The 24,716-nt window shown below is 68.2% G+C and carries 18 protein-coding genes; 4 read left to right on the top strand and 14 right to left on the bottom strand.

Annotated elements, in window-relative coordinates; genetic code table 11:
* The first annotated feature begins 17 nt into the window (after nt 1–17).
* The gene (locus ACFSNB_RS12285) at nt 18–1,073 is read left to right on the top strand and encodes a phospholipase D family protein (protein ID WP_377316951.1); all 1,056 of its coding nucleotides are present in this window, start codon (nt 18–20) and stop codon (nt 1,071–1,073) included.
* Nucleotides 1,074–1,180: 107 nt separating this feature from the next.
* Here ACFSNB_RS12285 and ACFSNB_RS12280 read toward each other — a convergent pair whose 3' ends face one another.
* From ACFSNB_RS12280 to ACFSNB_RS12270, 3 genes are all read right to left on the bottom strand, one after another.
* Nucleotides 1,181–2,686 (bottom strand): NAD(P)H-dependent oxidoreductase, encoded by a 1,506-nt coding sequence (locus tag ACFSNB_RS12280; RefSeq protein WP_377316949.1) that lies wholly within the window; start codon nt 2,684–2,686, stop codon nt 1,181–1,183.
* A gap of 43 nt (nt 2,687–2,729) precedes the next feature.
* Entirely contained in the window at nt 2,730–4,403 is a 1,674-nt protein-coding gene (locus ACFSNB_RS12275) for a methyl-accepting chemotaxis protein (protein WP_377316947.1), read from the bottom strand.
* A 378-nt stretch (nt 4,404–4,781) separates the two neighbouring features.
* Nucleotides 4,782–5,879 (bottom strand): hypothetical protein, encoded by a 1,098-nt coding sequence (locus tag ACFSNB_RS12270; RefSeq protein ID WP_377316945.1) that lies wholly within the window; start codon nt 5,877–5,879, stop codon nt 4,782–4,784.
* Nucleotides 5,880–6,031: 152 nt separating this feature from the next.
* Between ACFSNB_RS12270 and rfaE1 the strand changes: the two genes are divergently transcribed.
* Together rfaE1 and queF are read left to right on the top strand one after the other, a co-directional pair.
* Nucleotides 6,032–7,507 (top strand): D-glycero-beta-D-manno-heptose-7-phosphate kinase, encoded by a 1,476-nt coding sequence (gene rfaE1 / locus ACFSNB_RS12265; RefSeq protein WP_377316943.1) that lies wholly within the window; start codon nt 6,032–6,034, stop codon nt 7,505–7,507.
* A complete protein-coding gene (gene queF / locus ACFSNB_RS12260) occupies nt 7,504–7,950 on the top strand; it encodes a preQ(1) synthase (protein ID WP_377316941.1) in 447 nt (148 codons plus the stop codon). Before rfaE1 ends, queF begins: the two co-directional genes overlap by 4 nt.
* Nucleotides 7,951–9,406: 1,456 nt before the next feature.
* Here queF and ACFSNB_RS12255 read toward each other — a convergent pair.
* Entirely contained in the window at nt 9,407–9,901 is a 495-nt protein-coding gene (locus ACFSNB_RS12255; RefSeq protein WP_377316939.1) for an RICIN domain-containing protein, read from the bottom strand.
* Nucleotides 9,902–10,021: 120 nt separating this feature from the next.
* On the opposite strand from ACFSNB_RS12255, the gene queG reads away from it, so the two are divergent.
* The gene (gene queG / locus ACFSNB_RS12250) at nt 10,022–11,056 is read left to right on the top strand and encodes a tRNA epoxyqueuosine(34) reductase QueG (protein ID WP_377316937.1); all 1,035 of its coding nucleotides are present in this window, start codon (nt 10,022–10,024) and stop codon (nt 11,054–11,056) included.
* Here queG and ACFSNB_RS12245 read toward each other — a convergent pair.
* From ACFSNB_RS12245 to nifJ, 10 genes are all read right to left on the bottom strand, one after another.
* Nucleotides 11,021–11,377, bottom strand: coding sequence for a helix-turn-helix domain-containing protein (locus ACFSNB_RS12245; RefSeq protein WP_377316935.1), 357 nt, complete (start codon nt 11,375–11,377; stop codon nt 11,021–11,023). The genes queG and ACFSNB_RS12245 overlap by 36 nt on opposite strands.
* A gap of 235 nt (nt 11,378–11,612) precedes the next feature.
* Nucleotides 11,613–12,731: a tRNA 2-thiouridine(34) synthase MnmA gene (gene mnmA / locus ACFSNB_RS12240; RefSeq protein WP_377316933.1), complete on the bottom strand. Its 1,119-nt coding sequence runs from the start codon at nt 12,729–12,731 to the stop codon at nt 11,613–11,615.
* A 151-nt stretch (nt 12,732–12,882) separates the two neighbouring features.
* Nucleotides 12,883–14,148: a M16 family metallopeptidase gene (locus tag ACFSNB_RS12235; protein ID WP_377316931.1), complete on the bottom strand. Its 1,266-nt coding sequence runs from the start codon at nt 14,146–14,148 to the stop codon at nt 12,883–12,885.
* Nucleotides 14,145–15,548, bottom strand: coding sequence for a threonine synthase (gene thrC / locus ACFSNB_RS12230; protein WP_377316929.1), 1,404 nt, complete (start codon nt 15,546–15,548; stop codon nt 14,145–14,147). The genes ACFSNB_RS12235 and thrC overlap by 4 nt, the downstream gene beginning before the upstream one ends.
* Before the next feature lie 257 nt (nt 15,549–15,805).
* Entirely contained in the window at nt 15,806–16,666 is an 861-nt protein-coding gene (locus tag ACFSNB_RS12225; RefSeq protein WP_377316927.1) for a 4Fe-4S dicluster domain-containing protein, read from the bottom strand.
* A gap of 24 nt (nt 16,667–16,690) precedes the next feature.
* Nucleotides 16,691–17,842 (bottom strand): trans-sulfuration enzyme family protein, encoded by a 1,152-nt coding sequence (locus tag ACFSNB_RS12220; protein WP_377316925.1) that lies wholly within the window; start codon nt 17,840–17,842, stop codon nt 16,691–16,693.
* 36 nt (nt 17,843–17,878) lie between these two features.
* A complete protein-coding gene (locus ACFSNB_RS12215) occupies nt 17,879–18,649 on the bottom strand; it encodes an ABC transporter ATP-binding protein (protein WP_377316923.1) in 771 nt (256 codons plus the stop codon).
* A gap of 7 nt (nt 18,650–18,656) precedes the next feature.
* A complete protein-coding gene (locus ACFSNB_RS12210) occupies nt 18,657–19,490 on the bottom strand; it encodes an ABC transporter permease (protein ID WP_377316921.1) in 834 nt (277 codons plus the stop codon).
* A gap of 1 nt (nt 19,491) precedes the next feature.
* The gene (locus tag ACFSNB_RS12205) at nt 19,492–20,466 is read right to left on the bottom strand and encodes an aliphatic sulfonate ABC transporter substrate-binding protein (RefSeq protein ID WP_377316919.1); all 975 of its coding nucleotides are present in this window, start codon (nt 20,464–20,466) and stop codon (nt 19,492–19,494) included.
* Between the two features lie 433 nt (nt 20,467–20,899).
* Nucleotides 20,900–24,469, bottom strand: a complete 3,570-nt coding sequence (nifJ, locus tag ACFSNB_RS12200; protein ID WP_377316917.1) for a pyruvate:ferredoxin (flavodoxin) oxidoreductase — start codon at nt 24,467–24,469, stop codon at nt 20,900–20,902.
* Nucleotides 24,470–24,716 lie beyond the last annotated feature (247 nt).

Genomic DNA, 24,716 nt, shown 5'->3' with positions numbered 1-24,716 from the left:
CGGCGCGGGAGGGAACGATGGGTGAATTTCTGAGCGGACCTGATTTGTCAGAGGCGATCCGGGAGATCCGGCGCCAGCGGCCGCTGTGTTGCGCGGTGGCCTATTGGGGGCCGCGCGCGCGGAACTATTTCCGGGCGAAGGACCTGACCGGGGTGCGGATCGTCTGCGACCTGGGCGCCAACGGGACCGATCCCAACACCATCGCCGCGCTGATGGCGGCTGGGGCCGAGGTGCGCGACCGGCCGGAATTGCATGCCAAGGTCTATCTCGGGGGCGGCAAGGCGATCGTTGCTTCGGCCAACGCCTCGGCGCGCGGCCTGGAGGAGGGGGGCTTCGCCGCCAGGATCGAAGCCGGGGTACGGCTGACCGAGTTCGCCGAGGTCACGGCGTGGTTCGAGCAGGTTTTCGACGATTCGCGCCGTGTCGGCCCGGAGCTGATCGCGAACGAGAAGGCCCGGCGGAGCCTTTTGCCCGCGGCGGCTCCCACCAAGGCGCTTCCCTTTGGCCGGTATCAGATTCCGCCCGATTTTCCGGAATGTCCGATGTTCTGTTGGTATGACGGGAGAGAGGAGGGGAGGAAAGACAGGACGGGCGAACGCGCTGGCAATTTTTCAGAGGAGGCGGTGCGGGATTTTTTCGGCGAATACCCCCCTGAATACATCTCTGCATTAGCCAATCGCCTTGACATTGATACAATTCCTTTTAACGATTTTCACAACGCCATTCAGTTTAAGTCTGGCTCTTTTCTTTGGCTTGTTAAGGATGGTGACGAAATATCAGGCAATGATTGTTTCTTTTCACATAGTTTACCGGGATGCTTTATTTTTCCGAAAGCGAAATTATTCAATGGTGAGTGGACTGATGCTCTTTACTCCGTCGAGAACCGGGGGCTTGATCCCTGGGACGCCACCGACCCGATTTTTCGGGCGGCCTTGCTGAAAGTTCTGGGGACGGATGAATTCAAACCGCTGATTTCGGATTATGACGGTCCGTGGGGTACCGTTGAAAGACTGGCCCTGGTCAAGAAACTGTGGCCGGCGGTGCAGAAGGAGTATCTGCGGCCGACCGCCTGATGACGGCGCGCCCGCCCCCCCCTTGTTAAAAACAAAGGGGGTCCGGGGCATCGCCCCGGTTGGGTTTGGGCGAAAGCCCAATGAGACCCACCCGGGGCGCCAGACGTTCACGACAGTCGTTTTTCGGCCTGGATCTGGGCTTCGGCCAGCCTTTGGGCGATCAGGGCGTCGTGATCTCCGCGTCTGGTATCCTCGGCGTCCTTTTCGCGGCTGAGGATATAGCCGACCGGATTGTAATGCCGGGCCGGCCGGCGGTTGAGGCGGAGGCGGCCGGCGGTGATTCGTCCGGCGGCGTGCAGGGCGGCTTGCAGGCTGGCGAGGATCTCGTCGCGGTTAAGGACGCTGCTCCGGTCATGCAGGCCGAGGATGGGTTTGGTCATGACCGTGTGGTGGCGAAGGAACGAGGTCATCACCCGGAGGGGGGTGCTGTCGAGCGCGGCGGCTTCCTGGAGGATCAGGGGCGCGACCACCTGATCGGACCAGATGTAATCGCTGCGGCGGAGATAGCGGGTGCGTTCGACGAAGGTCTGATAGGCGCTGACGAGGCGTTCCCGCCGCCGCGAGGTGACCAGCACCGGCACGATCAGGTCGTGATGCAGCAGGGCGGGGTGGAGGCGGGGCATGGCGTCGTTGGCCGAACTGATGATGCAGCGGTAGTCGCGGTCCGGGCCGACATGGGTGGGGCAGATGTCGCAGGCGATGCAGCGGCTGACATTCTGGCGGGCGACGTCGAGGCAACTGATTTCGGCCTGATCGCCGAGCTGTTCGCCGAGGCGGTGGATCTCGGCGAGGCCGAGGCCGTCCTGGTCGTCCTGGAGCAGCAGGAACAGCAGCCGGGGCGGGTCGAGGATGGCGGCGCCGCTGCCCAGGAAGCCCAGGACGTTGGCGACGCGTCGTCCCAGTCCCATCGCGGTGTCGAGGCCGTACAGGTCCTTGTGCATGGTGCCGACATCGCCGGCATGGCCGGTGCCGCCATATTGGGCGGTGGTTTCGCTGTCGTTGCCGACGGCCAGCAGGCCCAGCTCCAGCAGGTCGAGCATCTGATAGATCAGGGTGGTTTCCTGGCCGCCATTGCGTTTGGCGCCGACGGCGATGCCGCCATAGAGCTTGCCTTGCAGGGCCTGGCGCAGTTCGGGATCGCGGGCGATGAAGTCGAGCAGGCTTTCGGCGAGGCTGCCGCGATCGCCGAAATAGACCGGACCGGAAATGATCAGGCCGTCGGCGGCCAGAAGATGTTGGCGCAGCGCCTCGCCCTGGCGGAGGTCGCCGTGCGGGGTGAAATATTCGGCCAGGGACAGATGGTCGATGCCGGCGCCGAGGTCCTGCGCCGCCCACAGGGCGGCGGCCAGGGCGACCTCGGAATTGGACAGCCCGACCGTGCCGGCGTTCTTTTGCAGATTGCGGGAGATGGCGGTGAAGTCGAGGCCCTGGGCCCGCCCGGCCTGGAGAAAATTCTCCAGGTGCAGTTCCGACTGCCGGGTGAGGTAGGCCAGCAGCGCCGGCTTGTCGGGACATCGGGCGAGATCCTCGACCAGGGCCTGGCCGCCAGCGCCCCAGCGGGCGTTGCGGAGGCTGGCGGCGATGCCAAGGATGCGCGGGGGGTGATCCGTCATGGCGGTGATCCGTTCTGCTTGAGGTTGAGGGGGCTCCCGTCCGTCAGGCTTCGCGAATGTTGGTGAGGAAGGTGTGGATGTCGCCGCGCAGGTCGTCGGCGTGGCGGCTGACGGTCTCGGCCGAGGTCAGCACCTTGTTGGAGGTCTCGCCGGTCTGCACCGCCGCCTGATTGACGTTGACGATGGTCTGCGACACCTGCCCGGTGCGCTGGGCGGCCTCCTGGATGTTGCGGGCGATTTCCTGGGTGGCGGCGCCCTGTTCCTCGACCGCCGAGGCGATGGCGGTGGTGATTTCGTTGATCGAGGCAATGGTGCCGCCGATGCCCTGGATCGCCTGGACGGCGTCGTTGGTGGCGTCCTGCATCGCCTTGACCTGCTCCGAGATTTCCTCGGTGGCGCGGGCGGTCTGGTTGGCGAGGTTCTTGACCTCGGAGGCGACCACGGCGAAGCCCTTGCCGGCCTCGCCGGCGCGGGCGGCCTCGATCGTCGCGTTCAAGGCCAGCAGGTTGGTCTGGCTGGCGATGGCGCTGATCAGCTGCACCACGTCGCCGATCTTCTGGGCGGCGGAGGACAGGCCCAGCACGGTCTGGTTGGTGCGGTTGGCGGCGGCGACCGCCTCGCCGGCGATCTGGGTCGAGCTGGTGACCTGACGCCCGATCTCGGAGACGGAGGAGGACAGTTCCTCGGTGGCCGAGGCGACGGTCTGGACGTTGGCCGAGGCGGCCTCGGCGGCGACCGCGCCGACCTTGGCCTGTTCGCTGGTTTTCCGGGCGATGCCGGACATGTTTTCCGAGGTCGAGCGCATGTCGGTCGAGGCGTGGCTCAGCCGTTCCAGCGACTGGCCGACCCGGTGCTCGAATTCGACCACGAAGCCTTCGATCGCGTTCTGGCGGCGGATCTTGGCGTCCTGTTCCGCCTGCTGGGCGGCGGCCATCTGGTCGGCGCGCCGCATGTTCTGGCGGAAGACGTCCACCGCCTTGGCCATCGCGCCGGTCTCGTGCGGCCAGTCGGTATAAGGCACGGCGAGGTCGGTGTTGCCCTGGGCCAGGACCTGCATCGATTCGCGCAGGTGGTTGATCGGGCGGCTGATGCTGCGGGCGATCGTCATCACCAGCACCGCGGTGATCAGCATACAGAGGGCGCCGAGCCCGATCATCCACACCAATTGTCCGCGGATGGTCTGGTCGATGTCGTCGATATAGGCGCCGGTGGAGACCACCCAGTGCCAGGGAGCATAGGCGGAGGCATAGAGAACCTTGGGGGTGGGGACGGTCTGGTTGGCGCGGGGGACGACGGTATCGACAAAGCCGCCGCCGGCCTTGGCGGCCTTGATCTCGGCCTCGATCACCCGAAAGCCGTTGGCGTCGGTCCAGTCGATGCGGTTGACGTTGACGTATTTCGGGTTGGGGTGAACCAGGAAAAGGCCGTCCTCGTTGAAGATGACGAAGTAGTCTCCTTCGTCCCACCGCATGCCCCGCACCATCCGCTGGACTTCCTTCTGGGCCTCATCGAGACTCATCCGCCCGGCCTTGACCTGTTCGTCATAGCTCTTGATCGAAGCGATGATGCTTTCGGTCATGTCGTGAATCTTGTCTTTTCTTTCGCTCATCATCGAATGGTATTGCACTGTCGTTTCCAGGCTGACCAATCCAATGATGGTCATGACCAGAAGGGCGGCGATCAGCATCAGCCGCTGGGTAATGCTGAGTACTTTCATGCCGTGACGCTCCGTTGCACATGATTGTGGCCAGGATAGGCGGCGTTGTGTCGGTTGGTTCGGTGGGGACGCGGACTTTTACCTGAAGTTCGTCCATTTTCATGGGCGAGCCCCGTGTGTTCCCTTGCGTTCCGTGTCAGAATTGGTGGCGATTCCTGATGAAAGATTCAAGGAACGGATGCCGTTATGTATATGTCCTTAGTCTTGGGCAAGGTCTATGCCCACAGGCAGATTGTGCCTATGTCGGGCGGTGGTTGCGACGGGATCGGCGCCGGCCTTCCCCCCCCGCCAACCCATGAGGAAGCGAACAGGAAGGGGGTCCGGGGCATCGCCCCGGTTGGGCTTGGGCGAAAGCCCAACCGGCCGGCGCGGGGTTGCTCAGGCCTTGGGCAGATAGGGCAGGATCGGCCGCACCGGGCGTCCGTCGGACCAGACCCCCATGTCGAACGTCAGTTGATCGGCCCGGGCGCCATCGCGGATCACCCGGTCAAGGGCGAACCAGAGGTAGCGCCAGTCGAGATCGTCCTCGCTGCCGACCCCGTCGAGCAGCAGCGCCGCCAGCAGCGGCGGGAAGAAGCTGGTGTCGGTGGTGGCCTGCTCGTGGTTGGCGAACAGGCCTGGGCAGCCGTGGAGGTCGGTCTGGGACAGCACCATCCGCTTGTGCGGGGTGGCGATCCAGCCGAACGGGGTGTCCCACTGGCTCTTGGGGACGATCCAGTCGGAATCGCCGTGCAGGATCGCCACCGGCATGGTCAGGGCGGTGCCGGTGACCTGGAGATCGATGTCGGTCTGGACGCGGCTCCAGGCCTTGCCGAGTTTGCCGGGGAGGGTGGGGGTGGTGCCGCTGGGGATCGGGTCGGCGGTCACCACCTGGAGCGGCAGCAGGTTGGCCGGGGCGCCGTCGGCGGTGACGTACCAGGGCCAGCTCAGGGCGAACAGCCCGCCGAGGGAATGGCCGTAGACGTAGGTATCGACCGCGGCGCCGGGGCCGAAGCCGCAGCGGGCATAGGCGTCGGTGACGCTGGCCAGCGCGTTGCGCAGCCAGCGTTGCTGCGAGGGCACCCCTTCGCCGAACACCTCGTCGAGCAAAGCGGCGACGGTCATCAGGCCGGTGGGGGGAAAGGCGCAGAACCCGGTCTGGAAGTTGGGAAAGAACACGGTGTAGCCCTGCCGGGCGAGGTGAACCAGATGGGCCTCGTAGATCCGGGGCGCGCCCAGCACGAAGCCGTGCAGGAAGATCACCGCCTTGGGCCGGCCGTTGTCGCCGAGGAACGGGGTGGCGGGGCGGTAGACCCGGATGTAGCTGCCGGCCTGACACCGGCCGAAGTCTTCGACGGTGAAGTCGGGCGAGGTGTAGACCGCGCCGTAATCCGGCCGGTCCGGCGGCTTGGGCCGGCAGGGGCCGAACAGGCGGCACAGCCCGGTCTGGGCGAGATAGACCAGCGTCGTGCGCAGAACGGTGGCCAGAATCGACATCCCCGTCGCCTCCCCAAGGGTTCACCAACCATTGGAGGACTGGTTTATAATGTCGTCAAGTTATAGTTTAGACAGGCGGAAATCGATTGCGCTTGCGCCGGGGGTGGGTTTGGGTTAGCCACCAGCCGAAGCCAGATTTTCGGGGAACCAGCATGACCGAACTTTCCGCCTTGGCCGACCGGGTGGACCGGTTGCAGGGCGTTTCCGTCCTGTGTGTCGGCGACGTGATGCTCGACCGCTTCGTCTATGGCTCGGTCGATCGGATCAGCCCCGAGGCGCCGATCCCGGTGCTGCGGATCGAGCGCGAGACGGCGATGCTGGGCGGCGCCGGCAACGTGGTGCGCAATCTGGTCGCGCTCGGCGCCCGTCCGGGCTTCGTCGCGGCGGTCGGCGACGATCCGGCCGGGGCCGAGATCGGCCGGCTGGTCGCCGCCCATGCCGGCATCGATGCCGGGCTGGTGGTCGAGGCGGGCCGCCAGACCACGATCAAGACCCGCTTCTTCGCCTCCAACCAGCAATTGCTGCGCGGCGACCGCGAAAGCCGGGGCGCGGTGGGCGCCGCGACCGGGGCGGCCCTGCTCGACGCGGCGGCGGCCCGGCTGGGCCGCGCCGGGGTGATGGTGCTGTCCGATTACGGCAAGGGGGTGCTGACCGCCGAGGCGGTGGCGGCGCTGATCGCCCGCGCCGCCGCCGCCGGCACCCCGGTGGTGGTCGATCCCAAGGGCAATGATTATTCGGTCTATCGCGGCGCCACGGTGGTCACCCCCAACCGCAAGGAACTGCACGAGGCGACCGGCCTTGCGGTCGACAGCGACGACGAGGTGGTCGCCGCCGCCCGCCGGCTGATCGAGACCTGCGGCATCCACACCGTGCTGGTGACCCGCAGCCAGGACGGGATGACCCTGGTCGAGGGCGGCGGCGCGGTGCATCACCTGCCGGCCGAGGCGCGCGAGGTGTTCGACGTGTCGGGGGCCGGCGACACGGTGGTGGCGACGCTGGCCGCCGCGCTGGCCTCGGGCGCCGGCCTGCCGGAGGCGGCGCGGCTGGCCAATGTCGCCGCCGGGATCGTGGTGGCCAAGGTCGGCACCGCGGTGGCCTATGCCGACGAGCTGGTGAGCGCGCTGCATCACGACGATCTCACCGCCGGCGACACCAAGATCGTTCCCCCCGCCGTCGCCGCCGACCGGGTGGCGCGCTGGCGGGCCAAGGGGTTGAAGGTCGGCTTCACCAACGGCTGTTTCGACCTGCTCCATCCCGGCCATGTCGCGATCCTCACTCAGGCCCGCGCCGCCTGCGACCGGCTGGTGGTCGGGCTCAACAGCGACGCCTCGGTGCAGCGGCTGAAGGGGCCGACCCGGCCGGTCCAGTCCGAGGCGGCGCGGGCCACCGTGCTGTCGTCGCTGGCCCCGGTCGATCTGGTGGTGATCTTCGGCGAGGACACCCCGCTGGCCCTGATCGAGACCCTGCGCCCCGACGTGCTGGTCAAGGGCGCCGATTACACCGTCGCCACCGTGGTCGGCGCCGAGCAGGTGCTGGGCTGGGGCGGCCGGGTCGTGCTGGCCGACCTGATCGAGGGCCAGAGCACCACCAACACCATCCGCCGGATGAAAGCGGGAGAACCGGAATGAGCCTGACCCAACTCGGCCACGCCACGCCGCTGCCGGCCGATCCCGAGACGGCGGTGCTGGAAACGGTGCCCAATCCCCATCCCGGCAGCCTCTATCTGGTCCGCTTCACCGCGCCGGAATTCACCTCGCTGTGCCCGATCACCGGCCAGCCCGACTTCGCCCATCTGGTGATCGATTACGCCCCCGACGCGGCGCTGGTCGAAAGCAAGTCGCTGAAGCTGTTCCTCGGCAGCTTCCGCAATCACGGCGCCTTCCACGAGGATTGTACGGTGGGAATCGCCAAGCGTTTCGTCGCCGCCTGCGTGCCGACCTGGCTGCGGATCGCCGGCTACTGGTATCCGCGCGGCGGGATTCCGATCGACGTGTTCTGGCAGACCGGACCGGCCCCGGCCGGGCTGTGGCTGCCCGATCCCGGGGTGCCGCCCTATCGCGGCCGGGGGTAGAGGCGGGCTCTGCCCGCACCCGCCAAGGGCCGCAAGGCCCTTGGAACCCGTCGATAAAAGGTTCATCGCGGAATTCCGGCGAAGAGAGGCAGGTCGTCATGGCCGGGCTTGACCCGGCCATCCACGTGCCAACTCAGGGCAAGGCGTCAGGCGGCTCCCATGGATGCGCGGATCAAGTCCGCGCATGACGGAAAAAACGGGGGCCGTCCCCCCGCTTGTCCTTGATGAACCATGAAAAGGGGGTACCTTCCTCCTGGAAGGTCCGGGCTTGGTCGGTATCATCGGCGCTCTGAATTTCGGGGAAGAGAGGCAGGTCGTCATGGCCGGACTTGACCCGGCCATCCACGTGCCAACTCAGGGCAAGGCGTCAGGCGGCTCCCATGGATGCGCGGATCAAGTCCGCGCATGACGGAAAGGACGGGGGCCGTCCTCCCGCTCATCCCTGATGAACCATGAAAGGGGGGGGGCACAACCTGGAAGCGTCCGGGCTTGGTCGGTATCATCGGCGCTCTGAATTTCGGGGAAGAGAGGCAGGTCGTCATGGCCGGGCTTGACCCGGCCACCCACGTGCCAACTCAGGGCAAGGCGTCAGGCGGCTCCCATGGATGCGCGGATCAAGTCCGCGCATGACGGAAAGGACGGGGGCCGTCCCCCCCCGCTCATCCTTGATGAACCATGAAAAGGGGGGCACCTTCCTCCTGGAAGGTCCGGGCTTGGTCGGTATCATCGGCGCTCTGAATTTCGGGGAAGAGAGGCAGGTCGTCATGGCCGGGCTTGACCCGGCCATCCACGTGCCAACTCAGGGCAAGGCGTCAGGCGGCTCCCATGGATGCGCGGATCAAGTCCGCGCATGACGGAAAGGACGGGGGCCGTCCCCCCCCGCTCATCCTTGATGAACCATGAAAAGGGGGGCACCTTCCTCCTGGAAGGTCCGGGCTTGGTCGGTATCATCGGCGCTCTGAATTTCGGGGAAGAGAGGCAGGTCGTCATGGCCGGGCTTGACCCGGCCATCCACGTGCCAACTCAGGGCAAGGCGTCAGGCGGCTCCCATGGATGCGCGGATCAAGTCCGCGCATGACGGAAAGGACGGGGGCCGTCCTCCCCCGGCTCATCCCTGATGAACCATGAAAGGGGGGGGCACAACCTGGAAGGGTCCGGGCTTGGTCGGTATCATCGGCGCTCTGAATTTCGGAGAAGTAGAGGCAGGTCATGGCCGGGCTTGACCCGGCCATCCACGTGCCAACTCAGGGCAAGGCGTCAGGCGGCCCCCATGGATGCGCGGATCAAGTCCGCGCATGACGGAAAAAACGGGGGCCGTCCTCCCCCGGCTCATCCTTGATGAACCATAAAAAGGGGGGGCACACCGTCTCGGCATGAACTGCCCGTTGGGTCAGTTCATGCCGAGACGGTTACGCTCAGACGCCGCACGGGCTGGCCGGCCGCCGAACGGATCAGTTCAAAGGGGGGCCGGTATCACAACCTCCTGGAAGGTCCAGGCTTGGTAGGTATCATCGCCGCTCTGGTCGTTCCACTGGATGACGTAATGGTTTTCCTGGACCGAGCGGCCCTGCGGTCCGATGAACCGGTTGGAGTGGAGATTTTGGATCAGCCAGGTCTGGTTGTCCTGCTGAACAAAGTTCCATTGCTGGAAGGAAAGACCTTCGGTGTGATACTGGATCGCCGTCGCGCCATTGTCGGTGCTGCGGTCGCGAATGCAGGCGACTTTCATACTGAACTGGTTGAGCATGATCCAACCGGCCGGCCGATACTGAATGATCGACCACACCTGCGGACTTTCGAGGTCAGGGTGGGAGGAATCCAGCTGGCGGATGGCAAGGCTGGTGTCGTCTCCGCTCCAATTGTCCTCTTTTCCTTCGAGGCCAAGATAGAGCCCGCTCTTGTTGTTGAGGATCCGGACACGGGAAAAGGGCTTGCGAGGGTCAAATGACATCGTCTCCTCCTAAGGGGGTTCCGACCGAAAAAAATTATCAAAAATTGCTTATATTTGCAATTTTTCTCGTTTTTGAATTCTTTCGTTGAAAGATCGCTGCGACGTGAGGTCGGAGGCGGCATGAGTCTGAAGGACGAGATCCGCGCCCAGGCGCAATCGCTGGGCTTCGTCGCGGTGGGGTTCGCCCCGGCCGGCGGCGAGCCGCGCTGGGGCGCGGATCTGGCCGCCTTCGTCGCCGCGGGCCGGCACGGGGCGATGGGCTGGCTGGCCGACAGTGTCGAGCGCCGTTCGGCGCCCTCGGCGCTGTGGCCGGCGGCGCGCAGCGTGATCGTGCTGGCGGCGCGCCATGCCCCGCCCGGGCCGACGCCGGGGCCGGGGCAGGGGGCGATCGCCGCCTATGCCCGGGGGCGCGACTATCACGACCTGATCAAGAAACGGCTGAAGGCGCTGGGGCGCTGGCTGGCGGCGCGGAGCGGGGCCGAGGTGCGGCCCTATTGCGACACCGCGCCGGTGATGGAAAAGCCGCTGGCGGTCCAGGCCGGGTTGGGCTGGCAGGGGCGGCACACCCTGCTGGTGGCGCCGGGGGCGGGGGGCTGGCTGCTGCTGGGCGAGCTGATGACCGATCTGGAGCTGGCGCCCGATCCCCCCGATCCGGGCGGCTGCGGCGCCTGCCGGGCCTGCGTCGCGGCCTGTCCGACCGGGGCGCTGGCGGAAAGCGGGCGGATCGATCCGCGCCGCTGCCTGTCCTATTACACGGTGGAGGGCAACGGTCCGTTGCCCGAACCGCTGCGTCCCGCCCTGGGCAACCGGATCTTCGGCTGTGATGCCTGTCAGGCGGCCTGCCCGTGGGCGCGGCGGGCGGTGGGGCCGGCCGATCCGGCCTTTGCGCCCCGTCCGGAGCTGGTGGCGCCGGACCTGGGCGAGCTGGCCGGACTCGACGATGCCGGGTTCCGCGCCCTGTTCGCCGGCACCCCGGTCAAGCGGGTCGGACGCGACCGTTTCGTTGCCACCGTGCTGGTGGCGATCGCCAACGGCCACCGCCGCGAGCTACGCCCTTTGGTAGAGCGGCTGCGCGACGACCCAGCCGAGCCGGTCCGGGCGATGGCCGATTGGGCCGCCTCAAACCTCGGCGGCGAGGGCGCGGGCGAGCTGTGACAGGGCTTCCTGATGGCGCTCGTTGGAAATAACCGCGAAATTACGGGCAAGTTCCAGGCACATCCGCTGACGCGAATTGAGGTCGCCGCCGCGATCGCCGTCGAGGCCCTCGAAGAAGTAATTGACCGGCACCGACAGGGCCTGACCGATCTCGTAGAGGCGGCCGGCGGAGATGCGGTTGATGCCGCGCTCGTATTTGTGGGCCTGCTGGTACGTCACGCCGATCAGATCGGCCATCTGCTGCTGCGACAAGCCAAGCATGATGCGGCGTTCGCGAATTCTGGCCCCAACATGGCGATCGATATCGTTGGCACGGTTCATAGTCTGATTTGGCCTCATTCTATCCCGTTGCGATTATTTCTTTGGAAATAGTCGCGGGATCCTGTGGTTCTAGACAATACCCACCCCGGAGGAGAGGGTCTCACCCCGGGTTTGGAATAGGCCGATTCCCCGAGGGCGGCAACCCGAAACTACCCTTACTGTGGAAATCCGTAATACCCAGGGGTGTGCGAGGGCCGACAATATGAGCCGGTTTTAATATGGATGCGGCGCAGCATCACACCGGGTCGGCGGCTTCGATCCAGCCGCCGCCCAACACGCGATGATTGTGATAGATCACGCAGGCCTGGCCGGGGGCGACGCCGTATTCGGGCTGGTCGAGCCGGATTTCGGCGTGGCCGCCACCGCCGCGCACCAGCCGGGCCGGGGCGGGCGGGCGGGTCGAACGGACCTTGACGCTGACCTCGGCCTCGGTTTCCGGCCCGCCCAGCCAGTTGAGGCCGGACAGCCGGATCCGCCGCCGCGCCAGCGCCGCGCGCGGGCCGACGATCACCCGGTTGGCCCCGGCGTCGAGCCCCAGCACATAGAGCGGCGGCCCGCCGCCGATCCCCAGCCCGCGCCGCTGGCCGACGGTGAAATGGACGATGCCGGGATGGTGCCCCAGCACCCGGCCGTCCGGATCGACGATCTCGCCCGGCCGCAGGGTTTCGGGGTGGTGGGTGCCGACCAGCCCGACATGGTCGCCGTCGGGGACGAAGCAGATGTCCTGGCTGTCCGGCTTGGCCGCCACCTTGAGGCCGTGGCGGGCGGCAAGGGCGCGGGTCTCGGCCTTGTTGCTCATCCCGCCGAGCGGAAAGCGCAGAAAGTCGAGCTGGTCGCGGGTGGTGGCGAACAGAAAATAGGACTGGTCGCGCCCGGGATCGGCCCCGCGCCACAATTCGGCCCCGTCCGGGCCGGGGCGGCGGCGGACATAGTGTCCGGTCGCCAGCGCGTCGGCGCCGAGGTCGCGCGCCAGCCCGATCAGGTCGCGGAACTTGACGGTGCGGTTGCATTCGACGCAGGGGACCGGGGTCCGCCCGGCGGCATAGCTGGCGGCGAAGGGCAGGATCACGTCGCGGCGGAACTCGGCTTCGAGATCCTGGACGTAATGGGGAATACCGAGCTGGTCGGCGACGGCGCGGGCGTCATGCAGGTCGCGCCCGCCGCAGCAGCCGACCGCCGTGTCGCACGGGTCGTGCAGCCGCAGCGTCACCCCGATCACCTGATAGCCGCGTTCCAGCAGCAGCGCGGCGGTGGCCGAGGAATCGACCCCGCCCGACATCGCCACCACCACCCGGGTCTCGGCCGGCGGCCGGTCCGGGCGGATCGGATCGAGATCGATCTCGTCGAGACTCATCCTGTCTGACCCTGGGTTAAGGTGGGCTCCGCCCACGCCCGCCAGGGGCCGCAAGGCCCCTGGACCCCGTTCCCTTGTCGCGCGCGCCCCCGACCATCAAGGGGTTCCAAGGGCCTTGCGGCCCTTGGCGGGTGTGGGCAGCGCCCCCGTCTTACGGCTTCAGCCGCGCCGCGATCTGCTCGTAGGACTCGACCTGGCCGAGCGGCCCGATCGCGGCGACGGTGGGGGTGGTGGCGAACAGGCGGCGGGCGACCCGGGCGCAATCGTCGGGGGTGACCGCCTCGATGCCGGCAACCACCTCGGCGACGCTGACCGGGCGGCGGTAGATCGCCATCTGGCGGGCCAACTGCTCGCAACGCGACGAGGTGCTTTCAAGGCTCATCAGGATCGAGGCCTTGAGCTGGGCGCGGGCGCGCTGGACCTCGATCTCGCGCACCCCGGCGCCGACCTTGACGATCTCGTCGCACATCACCGGGATCAGTTCGGCCACCTCGTCCTCGCCGGTGCCGGCATAGACGCCGAACAGGCCGCCATCGTCATAGGACGAGGCGAAGGAATAGATGGTGTAGACCAGCCCGCGCTTTTCCCGCACCTCCTGGAACAGCCGGCTCGACATCCCGCCGCCGAGCAGGGTGGACAGCACCGAGGCGGCGTAATAATCCGGGTCCTGATAGGTGACGCCGTCGAAGCCGACCACGATGTGGACCTGTTCGAGGTCGCGTTCCTCGCGGAAATCGCCGCCCCGGTAGCGGGCCGGGTCGGTCGAGGAGGTGCGCGGCGGCGGCAGGGCGGCGAAGGCGCGTTCCGCCGCCGCCACCAGCTTGTCATGGTCGATCCGGCCCGAGGCCGACAGCACCATCGCCGGGGCGGAATAATGGTCGCGCATGTAGCCGAGGATGGTGTCGCGTTCCATCCCGCGCACCACCGCCTCGCTGCCCAGCACGGCGCGGCCGAGCGACTGGTCGGGATAGGCGGTGGCCTGGAAATGGTCGAAGATGATGTCGTCGGGGGTGTCGATCGCCTGATTGATCTCCTGCACCACCACCGCCTGCTCGCGCGCCAGCTCCTCGGGGTCGAGGGTCGAGTGCTGGAGGATGTCGGCGATGATGTCGAGGGCGAGGCCGGCGTCCTCCTTCAGCACCTTGGCGTAATAGGCGGTGTGGTCGCGGGCGGTGTAGGCGTTGAGATGGCCGCCGACCGCGTCCATCTCCTCGGCGATGTCGAGCGCGCTGCGCCGCTCGGTGCCCTTGAAGGCCATGTGTTCGAGCAGGTGCGACACGCCGTTGACCGCCACCGGCTCGTGGCGGGTGCCGGCCTCGACCCACACCCCGAGCGACACCGTCTCGACCGTCTCCATCGGATCGGTGACGACGCGCAGACCCGACGCGAGGCGGGTTTCCCGGATCGCCTCGCTCATGCGCGGTTGCGCCCGGCGAAGGCGCGGACCACGCTTTTCAGCGCCTCGGCGTCGTTGGCGACCGGCTCGACCCGCTCCGGCCGCGCGAACAGGTCGGCGAGATGGGGCGGCAGGCCGGGGCGGGCGCCGGTGGCGCGCTCGACCGCGTCGGGGAACTTGGCGGGATGGGCGGTGGCCAGCGCCACCAGCGGCAGCCCGTCCGGCACCTCGGCCCGCAGCGCGGCGGCGACGCCGATCGCCGAATGGGGGTCGAAGGTCTCGCCGGTGGTCTCCTTCAGCCGGCGCATCGCCGCCAGGGTCGCCGCGTCGTCGAGCCGGTCGGCCGAGAACACCGCGCGCATCGCCTGCCACGCCGTTTCGGGCAGGGTCATCGCCCCGCTCTGGCGGAAGGTGGCCATCAAGTCGGCCACCGCCGCGCCGCCACCGGGGACGGTCAGCGCCATCAGCCGTTCGAAATTGCTGGAAACCTGGATGTCCATGCTGGGAGACAAGGTGGGGACGACGCCGCTGGTCCGCATCACCCCGCTGGCGAAAAAGCGGGTGAGGATGTCGTTGCTGTTGGACGCCACCACCAGCCGCTCGACCGGCAGGCCCATCAGCCGGGCGGCATAGCCGGCGAAGACGTTGCCGAAATTGCCGGTCGGCACCGAGAAGCCGACCGGACGGTCGGGGGCGCCCAGCGCCAGCGCCGCCCAGAAATAATAGACGATCTGGGCCATCACCCGGGCCCAGTTGATCGAATTGACCGCCGAGAGATGGACCTCGTCGCGGAAGGCGTGGTCGGCGAACAGCGCCTTGACCAGATCCTGGCAGTCATCGAAGGTGCCGGCGACGGCGAGGTTGCGGACGTTGCCGGACAGCACGGTGGTCATCTGCCGCCGCTGCACCTCGGACACCCGTCCCTGGGGGTGGAGGATCAGGATATCGACGGCGGCACGGTCGCGGCAGGATTCGATCGCGGCCGAGCCGGTATCGCCCGAGGTGGCGCCGACGATGGTGACGCGGGCGCCACGCCGGGCCAGCACCGCGTCGAACAGGCGGCCGACCAGTTGCAGGGCGTAATCCTTGAAGGCCAGGGTCGGGCCGTGGAACAGCTCCATCACCCAGCGGTCGGCGTCGAGCTGCTTGAGCGGGGCGACGGCGGGATGGGCGAAGCCCTGATAGGACTCGAGACAGAGCCGGGGCAGCTCGGCCTCGACCGCGCTGCCTTCCATGAACGGCCGCATCACCCGGGCCGCCAGTTCGGGATAGGACAGGCCGCGCATCGCCCGGATCTCGGCCGGGGAGAAATGGGGCCATTCGCGCGGCAGATACAGGCCGCCATCGCCGGCCAGACCGGCCAGCAACACGTCGTCAAACCCAAAACCCGGCGCAAGGCCGCGCGTACTGACGTAATCCAAGGACAAGGCTCCCGGGGAACTTCTGAAAATGGGCAGGTACACTAGCCCGGATTCTTCCCGCTGTCACGACCGGCGGGCATGCGGGAAAGGCGGGCGCCGCCCGCACCCGCCAAGGGCCGAAGGCCCTTGGATCCCATTCCTGGTTCTTCGCGCTGCCGGCGCCCGCGCCCAAGCCGACAGGTGTGCGCCACGCCCGACCATCGACGGGATCCAAGGGCCTTGCGGCCCTTGGCGGGTGCGGGCAGAGCCCGCTTTTTTCACCGCAGCTTGCGCGAACCGTGGCGGCGGAGATGAACCAGCCGGCGGTAGGTCGGATCGTCCGGGTTCTTCGCCAGCGCCGCCGCCTCGTCGCGATAGCGGCGCAGCGGCAGCGGGGTGAAGTGTTTACGGTCCTGGCCGATCGGGCAGACCTTGGCGCAGATGCCGCAGGGCCAATGGCCCTCGTCGCGCAGGACGATGTGGTGGCGGGTGCATTCGTCCTTGTCGAGATCGCCGAGGATGCCGTCGTCACGGGTGCGGATCGCCCGGGCCGGGCAGGTCTTCTCGCACAGGCCGCACTTGGTGCACAGCTCGTCGGCCAGCAGCGGGTCGGGCGGGATCTCGGCCGAGGTGATCACCGAATTGAGCCGCAGCCGCGGGCCGTATTCCGGCACCAGCAGGTTGCGCGACACTCCGACCGTGCCGAGCCCGGCATATTTGGCGGCGTAGGTGTGGCTGAACGAGCCGAACGGGTTGATCAGCAGCGCCTCCAGGCTGGCATAGCCGTCGCGCGGCAGGCACAGGGTGGGGTGGCCCTGGCGGTTGAGTCCGGTGGCGAGGCGGTAGGCGATCTCGTCGAGCAGCCGGTTCGAGGTGTCGTACATTTCCTGGTAATTGATCGACGGGGTCGATTCGATCACCGGCAGCAGCATCGGCACCCCGACCACGATCACCGAGCGGGCGCCGGGAAAGATCGCCTCGGGGCGGTAATCGGGCGGGACCTCGCCGATCTCGGCCCAGCGTTCGACCGGGGCGAAGCCGACCAGATCGGCGCCGAGCGCCAGCGCCTGGTCGCGCAGGGCCTGCTTCAGCGCCTCGGCCGGGGTCTGGGCGGGACGGGGGAGGGGTTTGACGGCCATCGGGGGGGAAGTCCTCTTGTCGGATCAGGCGAGGGTGGCGGCGTCGAGCGCGGTGGCGAGGTCGGTCCACAGATCCTCGACCGCCTCGATCCCGACCGACAGGCGCAGCAGGTCGTCCGGCACCGGCGAGGTCGGTCCCTCGATGCTGGCGCGGTGCTCGATCAGGCTTTCGACCCCGCCGAGCGAGGTGGCGCGGCGCCACAGCTCCACCCGGGCGGCGGTGGCGATCGCCCGTTCGCGCCCGCCCTTGACCCGGATCGACAGCATGCCGCCGAAGCCGCCGTTCATCTGGCGGGCGGCGATCTCGTGGCCGGGAAAGTCGGGCAGGCCGGGATACAGCACCGCCGCCACCGCCGGATGGGCCGACAGGCGCTCGGCCAGGGTCAGCGCCGAGGCCGACTGGGCCCGCACCCGCAAAAACAGGGTGCGCAGGCCGCGTTGCAGCAGCCAGGCCTCGAACGCGCCGGGCACGCCGCCCTGCTGGACCTGCACCGCCTTGATCGCCGCCCAGAATTCGTCGGCGCGGGCGGCGGTGACGGTGCCGGCGATCACGTCGGAATGGCCGTTGAGATATTTGCTGGCCGAATGCACCACCAGATCGGCGCCCAGGCTCAACGGCCGGGTCAGCACCGGGGTGGCGGCGGTCGAATCCACCGCGAGGCGGGCGCCGGCGGCGTGGGCCAGTTCGGCCAGCGCGGCGATGTCGCTGACCGTCCATAACGGGTTGGCCGGGGTTTCGGCCCAGATCAGCTTGGTCTGGCCCGGCCGCAGCGCCGCCCGCACCGCATCGAGGTCGGCGGTATCGACGAAGCTGACGGTGAGGCCCCAACGGCTGGCCGCCCCGGTCAGCCACGCCCGCAGCGCCCAGTACATCACCCGCCCGACCACCACATGGTCGCCGGGGGCCAGCGCCTGGAACACGGCGGTCGCCGCCGCCATGCCCGAGGCGAACAGCAGGGTGCCGGTGCCGCCCTCCAGCCCGTCGAGGGTGGCGGCGGCGGCGTCGAACGACGGATTGTCGGCGCGGGCGTAACAGCGGCCCCGGCCATAGCCGAGATCCTCGTCCCGCTCGTAGGTGGTGGAGAGATGCAGCGGCGGGATCACCGCCCCGGTCAGCGGGTCGGGATGGCTGGCGGCATGGGCGGCGACGGTTTCGGGGCGGCGGGGATTGCTCATCGGGGGGCCTCGGGCGGGGGAGGGACGGGGAGGGGATCAGATCGCCACGGCGGGGAAGGCCTCGTCGCGCGGCAGCGGGCGGGCGGCGGCGCCCAGTTCGGTCAGCAGCCGGGTCTTCCAGCCGAGCAACTCGCCGTCGAGCCGGTCGCGCGGCCGCGCCAGCGGCAGCGGCAGGTCGAGCCGGATCCGGCCGGGATCGGGCTGCATTACCACCACCCGGTCGGCCAGCACCAGCGCCTCCTCGATGTCGTGGGTGACCAGGATCAGGGTCGGGCGGTCATAGGCCCACAATTCGAGCAGATGGTCCTGCAACCCGGCCCGGGTCAGGGCGTCGAGGGCGGAGAACGGCTCGTCGAGCAGCAGCACCCGGGGCCGCCGCACCAGGGCGCGGGCCAGCGCCACCCGCTGCGCCTGTCCGCCCGACAATTCGCGCGGCCAGTGGGCGCGGCGGTCGAGCAGGCCGACCCGCTCCAGCGCCTGTTCGACCCGCGCGCGGTAGTCGGCGGCGGGCAAAGCGCGGATGCCGAAGCCGACATTGTCCTCGATGCTGAGCCAGGGCATCAGCCGGGGCTCCTGGAACACCACCGCGACGTCGGGATGGGGTTCGGCGATCGGGGCGCCGTCGAGGGCGATCCGCCCGCGCGACGGCGCGTCGAGCCCGGCGATCAGCCGCAGCAGGGTGCTCTTGCCGCAGCCCGAGCCGCCGACGATGGCGAGGATCTCGCCGGCCGGAATCGACAGGGTCAGGCCGGACAGCGCCAGCGTGCCGTTGGGGTAGCGCTTGTCGAGTTGGGTCAGGGTCAGCATGGCGCGCTCATTTCGCCGGGGTGAAGGAATCCTGCCAGGTCAGCAGGCGGGCGGACAGGGCGGCGAGCAGGCTGTCGCTCAGTTTGCCGAGCAGGGCGAAGGCGACGATCGAGGCCAGGATCACCGCCGGCCGTCCGGTCTGCTGGCCATCGACCAGCAGGAAGCCCAGCCCCTGCTCGGCGCCCATGAACTCGGCGGCGACCACGAACATCCAGCCCAGCCCGAGGCCGGCGCGCAGGGCGACCAGATAGCTCGGCAGGGTGGCCGGCAGCAGGATCCGGGTGATCATCTCGCGGAGGCTGAAGCGCAGGCTGCGGCCGACCTCGACCAGCTTGCGATCGACCCCGAGGATCGCCGCGCCGAGGCTGAGATAGATCGGGAAGAACACCCCGACCGCGATCAGCGTCACCTTCGAGGTCTCGAAAATGCCGAACCACAGGATGAACAGCGGCACCCAGGCGATCGAGGGGATGTTGCGCAGCGCCTGAAGGGTCGGGTCGAGCAGCCGCCGCGCCAGCGGCCAATAGCCGCTGAGGGCGCCGAACAGGGTGCCGGCGGCGACGCCGAACAGGAAGCCGAGCGCCACCCGTTGCAGCGTCGCCAGCACATGCGGCCCCAGTTCGCCGCTTTGGGCCAGCGCGGCCAGGGTGGCGAGGATCCGCGACGGGGTCGGCAGCAGCCGGTCATCGGCCCAGCCGAGGGCGACCACCGCTTCCCAGCCGAACGCCAGCCCGAGCGGCAGGATCAGGCCGAGGGCGAGGCCGCCCGCCGCCCGGCCGGCGCCGCGCCGCCCGGGCGCCGCCGCCAGCACGGCGGCGGGAGCGGTCAGGGCGCCGCCCATCTCACTTCACCCCCAGGCGGGCGCCGAAGGACGGCTCGATCAGCGCGGCGGCGGTGGCGGGGACATCGACATTGGCCGGGATCACCCCGGCCTGCTGGAGGGCCAGCCCGGCCTGGGTGATGGTGTCGCGCTGACGCTCGCCGATCGCGGCGGTGGCGAGATCGGTGCGTTCAAGCTGGCGGGCGGCGACCGCCTCGCTCAGCTTGGCCTGCTCGACGATCACCCGCTTCAGCTCGGCCGGATTGGCCTGGGCGAAGGCGCGGGCGCGCTCATAGGCGCGGATCACCGCCTCGACCAGCTCGGGATGGGCGGCGGCGAACGCCTCGCGGGTGTTGAGCACCCCCCAGGTGTTGAGGTCGGGATTGCGGTAGAAGATGTGGGCGTGATCCTCCAGCTCGGCCTGGGCGAACAGCGGATCGAGCCCGGCCCAGGCATCGACATCGCCCTTGGCCAGGGCCAGCCGCCCGTCCTGATGCTGCAACAGCACCAGCTTGATGTCCTTTTCGCCGAGGCCGACCCCGGCCAGGGCGCGGATCAGGAACACATGCGGATCGGTGCCGCGCGTCGCCGCCACCCGCTTGCCCTTGAGGTCGGCGACACCCTGGACCGGCGAGCCGTCGCGGGTCAGCAGCGCGGTCCATTCCGGCCGGGAATAGACATAGATCGACTTGACCGGATTGCCGTTGATGCGGGCCAGCAGCGCCGCCGAACCGGCCGACGAGCCGAAATCAAGGCTCTGGGCATTGAGGAATTCCAGCGCCTTGTTCGAGCCCTGCGACAGCACCCAGCGCACCTTGACGCCGTCCTTGGCCAGCTCTTCCTCCAGCCAGCCCTTTTCCTTCAGCACCAGACTGACCGGGTTGTAATAGGCGTAATCGATGCGGACCTCCTCGACCTTGTCGGCGGCGAGGGCGGGGGCGGCGAGGCCGACCAGGGCGAGCAGGCCAACGGCCAGCGGGCGAAGACGGGACAACATCGGAGACGCTCCGTTCTGACGGGGGGAACCGGAGGCCGACCCTAGTCAGCGCCCCGATCCGGGTCAAGAACAAAGCCACTAGAATAGTAGATAAGTAGCTAATAGGGGCAGGGCGGTCGGGCCAGCTCGCGTCCCGGGCGGGGCTGCCGCCCCGCACCCCGCCCGGAGGCTGTCGCCTCCGGACCTCCCCCCTTTTTGGGGGGGAGTTCATCATGGATTGACCAGGGGCTCTTTTCCGTCATGCGCGGACTTGATCCGCGCATCCATGGGAGCCGCTGACACAGGGATGGCCGGGTCAAGCCCGGCCATGACGAGGAAAACAAAGGGGGTCCGGGGCATCGCCCCGGCCGGGTGCGGGCGGGAGCCCGCCAATGCAAACGCCCCTCTCCCGGGTGGGAGAGGGGCGCGCAGCATACGCAACTGACGTCGAGGCTTACTCGGCCGCGTCCGACAGGCCGGCGAAGCGGCGCAGCAGGGCGAAGCGGCGCTTGATCGCGTCCTCGGCGTGGTGGACCAGATGGTCGTACCGCTCCGGATTGGCCCGCTGGACCATCTGGAAGCGGGCCTCGCCCTTCATGAAGTCGGCGAGGCTGCCCGACGGTTCCTTCGAGTCGAGGGACAGCGGGTTCTCGCCGGCGGCGAACTTGCGCGGATCCCAGCGGAACAGCGGCCAGTAGCCGGCGTCCACCGCCATCTTCTGCTGATGCAGCCCGTTCGACAGGTCGTAGCCGTGGGCGATGCAGTGGGCATAGGCGACGATCAGCGACACGCCGGGGTAGGACACCGCGTCCTGGAAGGCGCGGACGGTCTGGACGTCGCGGGCGCCGAAGGCGACGTTGGCGACGTAGACGTCCCCGTAGGCCATCGCCATCATGCCGAGATCCTTCTTCGGCAGCGACTTGCCGGCGACGGCGAACTTGGCGGCGGCGCCGATCGGGGTGGCCTTCGACTGCTGGCCGCCGGTGTTGGAATACACCTCGGTATCCATCACCAGGATGTTGACGTTGCGGCCGGAGGCGAAGATGTGGTCGAGGCCGCCATAGCCGATGTCATAGGCCCAGCCGTCGCCGCCGACGATCCACACCACCTTCTCGCTGAGGTAGTCGGCGACCTGTTCCAGCCGGCGGGCGCGCGGGTCGTCGAGGCCGGACAGGATCCGGCGCAGGTCGTCGATGCGGGCACGCTGGGCGGCGACCGCCACCTCGCTGTCCTCGACGGCATGGGCCAGTTCGTTGACCAGCTTCTCCGGCAGCTTGCCATCGGTGGCGAGGCTGGTCAGCAGCAGCTTGGCGTGGGTCTTGTGGTTGTCGAGGCCGAGGCGGAAGCCGAAGCCGAACTCGGCATTGTCCTCGAACAGCGAGTTCGACCAGGTCGGGCCCCGGCCTTCGCTGTTGCAGGTGTAGGGGGTGGTCGGCAGGTTGCCGCCATAGATCGACGAGCAGCCGGTGGCGTTGGCGATCATCAGGCGGTCACCCCACAGCTGCGACATCAGCTTGAGGTAGGGGGTCTCGCCGCAGCCCAGGCAGGCGCCCGAGAACTCGAACAGCGGCTGGAGGAACTGGGCGGTCTTGACGGTCGGCGCGCCGAGCTTTTCCTTGTCGACCTCGGGCAGGGTCAGGAAGAAGTCCCAGTTGGCGGCCTCGGCCTCCAGCAGCGGGATCTTGTCTTCCATCTTGAGGGCGCGGCGCGACGGGTCGGTCTTGTCCTTGCCGGGGCAGACCTGGACGCACAGGGTGCAGCCGGTGCAATCCTCGGGCGCGACCTGGAGCAGATACTGGCTGCCCTTGAACTCGCCGCCACGGTAATCGGCATGCTTGAACCCGGCCGGGGCGTTGGCCAGCGCGTCCGGCTCGGCCACCTTGGCGCGGATCGCGGCGTGCGGGCAGACCATCACGCACTTGTTGCACTGGATGCAGGGGGCGGTGTCCCACACCGGGATCTCGGCGGCGATGTTGCGCCGCTCGAACCGGGCGGTGCCGGTCGGCCAGGTGCCATCGACCGGGAAGCACGACACCGGCAGCAGGTCGCCCCGGTTGGCCAGCATCGGCGCGGTGACGTTCTTGACGAAGGCGGGGGCATCGTCCGGCACCATCGGCGGGCGGGTGCGGTTGGCGGTGACCCGGCCGGGGATGGTCACTTCCTGGAGGTACTCCAGGCTGCTGTCCACCGCGGCGAAGTTCTTGAGGACCAGCTTTTCCGACTTGCGGCCGTAGGTCTTCTTGATCGCTTCCTTGATGTGGGCGATCGCCTCGTCGCGCGGCAGCACGCCGGAGAGGGCGAAGAAGCAGGTCTGCATGATGGTGTTGATGCGGTTGCCCATCCCGGCGGCCAGGGCCACCTTGCGGGCGTCGATCACATGCAGCTTGAGCTTCTTTTCGAGGATTTCCTCCTGCACCTCGCGCGGCAGGTGATCCCACACCTCGTCCTTGTCATAGGGCGAGTTGAGCAGGAACTTGGCCCCCGGCGCGGCGTAGCGCAGCACGTCGTACTTGTCGAGGAAGACGAAGTGGTGGCAGGCGACGAAATCGGCCTCGTCGAGCAGGTAGGCCGACTGGATCGGATCGTTGCTGAAGCGCAGGTGCGAGATGGTGATCGCGCCCGACTTCTTCGAATCATAGACGAAATAGCCCTGGCCCTGGAAGCCGGCGTTCTCGGCGATGATCTTGATCGAGTTCTTGTTGGCGCCGACCGTGCCATCGGCGCCGAGGCCGAAGAACACCGCCCGCTTGACGCCGGGATGGTCGAGGCGGAACTCGGGATCGACCGGCAGCGACAGCTGGGTGACGTCGTCGATGATGCCGACGGTGAAATGCGGCTTGGGCTGGGGCTTGGCGAGTTCGTCGAACACCGCCTTGACCATCCCCGGGGTGAATTCCTTCGAGGCGAGGCCATAGCGGCCGCCGATCACCACCGGATCGGTCGCGGTCGGGCGCTGGCCGGCGGCCTTGGCCTCGTGCAGCGCGGCGACGACGTCCTGGTAGAGCGGCTCGCCCACCGCGCCCGGCTCCTTGCTGCGGTCGAGCACGGCGATGGCGCGGGTGGTGGCGGGCAGGGCCGAGATCAGCGCGTCAACCGAGAACGGACGGTAGAGGCGGACCTTGATCACGCCGACCTTCTCGCCCTTGGCGGTCAGCGCGGTGACGGTCTCGTGGACGGTCTCGGCGCCCGAGCCCATCAGCACGATCACCCGCTCGGCATCGGGGGCGCCGTAATAATCGAACAGCCGGTAGCGGCGCCCGGTCAGGGCCGCGAAGCGGTCCATCTGCGCCTGGACGATGCCGGGACAGGCATCGTACCAGCGGTTGCGGGCTTCCTGCATCTGGAAGAAGGTGTCGGGATTCTGCGAGGTGCCGCGCAGGGTGGGGTGATCGGGCGACAGCGCGCGGGCGCGATGCGCCGCCACCGCGTCGGGGTCGATCAGCGACAGCAGATCCGCGTCGGTCAACTCCTCGATCTTGGTCACCTCGTGCGAGGTGCGGAAGCCGTCGAAGAAATGCAGGAACGGCACGCGCGAGAGCAGGGTCGAGGCGTGGGCGATCGCGGCGAGGTCGTGGGCTTCCTGGCCCGAGCCCGAGGCCAGCATGGCGAAGCCGGTCTGGCGGCAGGCCATCACGTCGGAATGATCGCCGAAGATCGACAGGGCATGGGTCGCCAGCGTGCGCGCGGTGACGTGCATGCAGTAGCTGGTGAGCTCACCCGCGATCTTGTACATGTTGGGGATCATCAACAGCAGGCCCTGGCTGGCCGTGAAGGTGGTCGCCAGCGCGCCCGACTGCAACGCGCCATGGACCGCGCCGGCGGCGCCGCCCTCGTGCTGCATCTCGGCCACTTCCAGGACCTGGCCCCAGATGTTCTTCCGCCCTTCCGCCGACCATTGATCGGCCAGCTCTCCCATCGTCGAGGAAGGGGTGATCGGATAGATCGCCGCCACCTCGCTGACCCGGTAAGCCACCGAGGCGCACGCCTCGTTGCCATCGACCGTGATCAAAGCCCTCTCTGTCATTTCTTGTCCCGTTTGTTTGCACTGCCGGTCCCCGCGCCGCCGCCAAGGGGGCGGGCGGAGCGCAGGGAGCGGCAGCATAGTCAAGGCAACGGTGCCGAAGCAAGTCCCTTACTCAAAAGCTAGAGCGCGTTGACATTCATTTGGTCCAGATGAATGCGCTGACGAGGCTGAGGAAGGACAAGAAGGCCCTTGGCGTCTGGTCGTAGCGGGTGGCAATGCGCCTGAAGTGCTTGATCTTGAGGAAGAA

The organism is Phaeospirillum tilakii (assembly GCF_042683125.1).
Taxonomy (GTDB): Bacteria; Pseudomonadota; Alphaproteobacteria; order Rhodospirillales; family Magnetospirillaceae; genus Phaeospirillum; species Phaeospirillum tilakii.
The sequence above is the reverse complement of the archived record's forward strand: the minus strand, read 5'-3'. Positions and strand labels throughout refer to the sequence as shown.

What these genes read in the sequence shown, in the direction of transcription:
- ACFSNB_RS12285 (WP_377316951.1), top strand. Translation starts at nt 18, where the DNA reads ATGGGTGAATTTCTGAGCGGACCTGATTTGTCAGAGGCGATCCGGGAG.
- ACFSNB_RS12280 (WP_377316949.1), bottom strand. Translation starts at nt 2,686, where the DNA reads ATGACGGATCACCCCCCGCGCATCCTTGGCATCGCCGCCAGCCTCCGC.
- ACFSNB_RS12275 (WP_377316947.1), bottom strand. Translation starts at nt 4,403, where the DNA reads ATGAAAGTACTCAGCATTACCCAGCGGCTGATGCTGATCGCCGCCCTT.
- ACFSNB_RS12270 (WP_377316945.1), bottom strand. Translation starts at nt 5,879, where the DNA reads ATGTCGATTCTGGCCACCGTTCTGCGCACGACGCTGGTCTATCTCGCC.
- rfaE1 (WP_377316943.1), top strand. Translation starts at nt 6,032, where the DNA reads ATGACCGAACTTTCCGCCTTGGCCGACCGGGTGGACCGGTTGCAGGGC.
- queF (WP_377316941.1), top strand. Translation starts at nt 7,504, where the DNA reads ATGAGCCTGACCCAACTCGGCCACGCCACGCCGCTGCCGGCCGATCCC.
- ACFSNB_RS12255 (WP_377316939.1), bottom strand. Translation starts at nt 9,901, where the DNA reads ATGTCATTTGACCCTCGCAAGCCCTTTTCCCGTGTCCGGATCCTCAAC.
- queG (WP_377316937.1), top strand. Translation starts at nt 10,022, where the DNA reads ATGAGTCTGAAGGACGAGATCCGCGCCCAGGCGCAATCGCTGGGCTTC.
- ACFSNB_RS12245 (WP_377316935.1), bottom strand. Translation starts at nt 11,377, where the DNA reads ATGAACCGTGCCAACGATATCGATCGCCATGTTGGGGCCAGAATTCGC.
- mnmA (WP_377316933.1), bottom strand. Translation starts at nt 12,731, where the DNA reads ATGAGTCTCGACGAGATCGATCTCGATCCGATCCGCCCGGACCGGCCG.
- ACFSNB_RS12235 (WP_377316931.1), bottom strand. Translation starts at nt 14,148, where the DNA reads ATGAGCGAGGCGATCCGGGAAACCCGCCTCGCGTCGGGTCTGCGCGTC.
- ACFSNB_RS12225 (WP_377316927.1), bottom strand. Translation starts at nt 16,666, where the DNA reads ATGGCCGTCAAACCCCTCCCCCGTCCCGCCCAGACCCCGGCCGAGGCG.
- ACFSNB_RS12220 (WP_377316925.1), bottom strand. Translation starts at nt 17,842, where the DNA reads ATGAGCAATCCCCGCCGCCCCGAAACCGTCGCCGCCCATGCCGCCAGC.
- ACFSNB_RS12215 (WP_377316923.1), bottom strand. Translation starts at nt 18,649, where the DNA reads ATGCTGACCCTGACCCAACTCGACAAGCGCTACCCCAACGGCACGCTG.
- ACFSNB_RS12210 (WP_377316921.1), bottom strand. Translation starts at nt 19,490, where the DNA reads ATGGGCGGCGCCCTGACCGCTCCCGCCGCCGTGCTGGCGGCGGCGCCC.
- ACFSNB_RS12205 (WP_377316919.1), bottom strand. Translation starts at nt 20,466, where the DNA reads ATGTTGTCCCGTCTTCGCCCGCTGGCCGTTGGCCTGCTCGCCCTGGTC.
- nifJ (WP_377316917.1), bottom strand. Translation starts at nt 24,469, where the DNA reads ATGACAGAGAGGGCTTTGATCACGGTCGATGGCAACGAGGCGTGCGCC.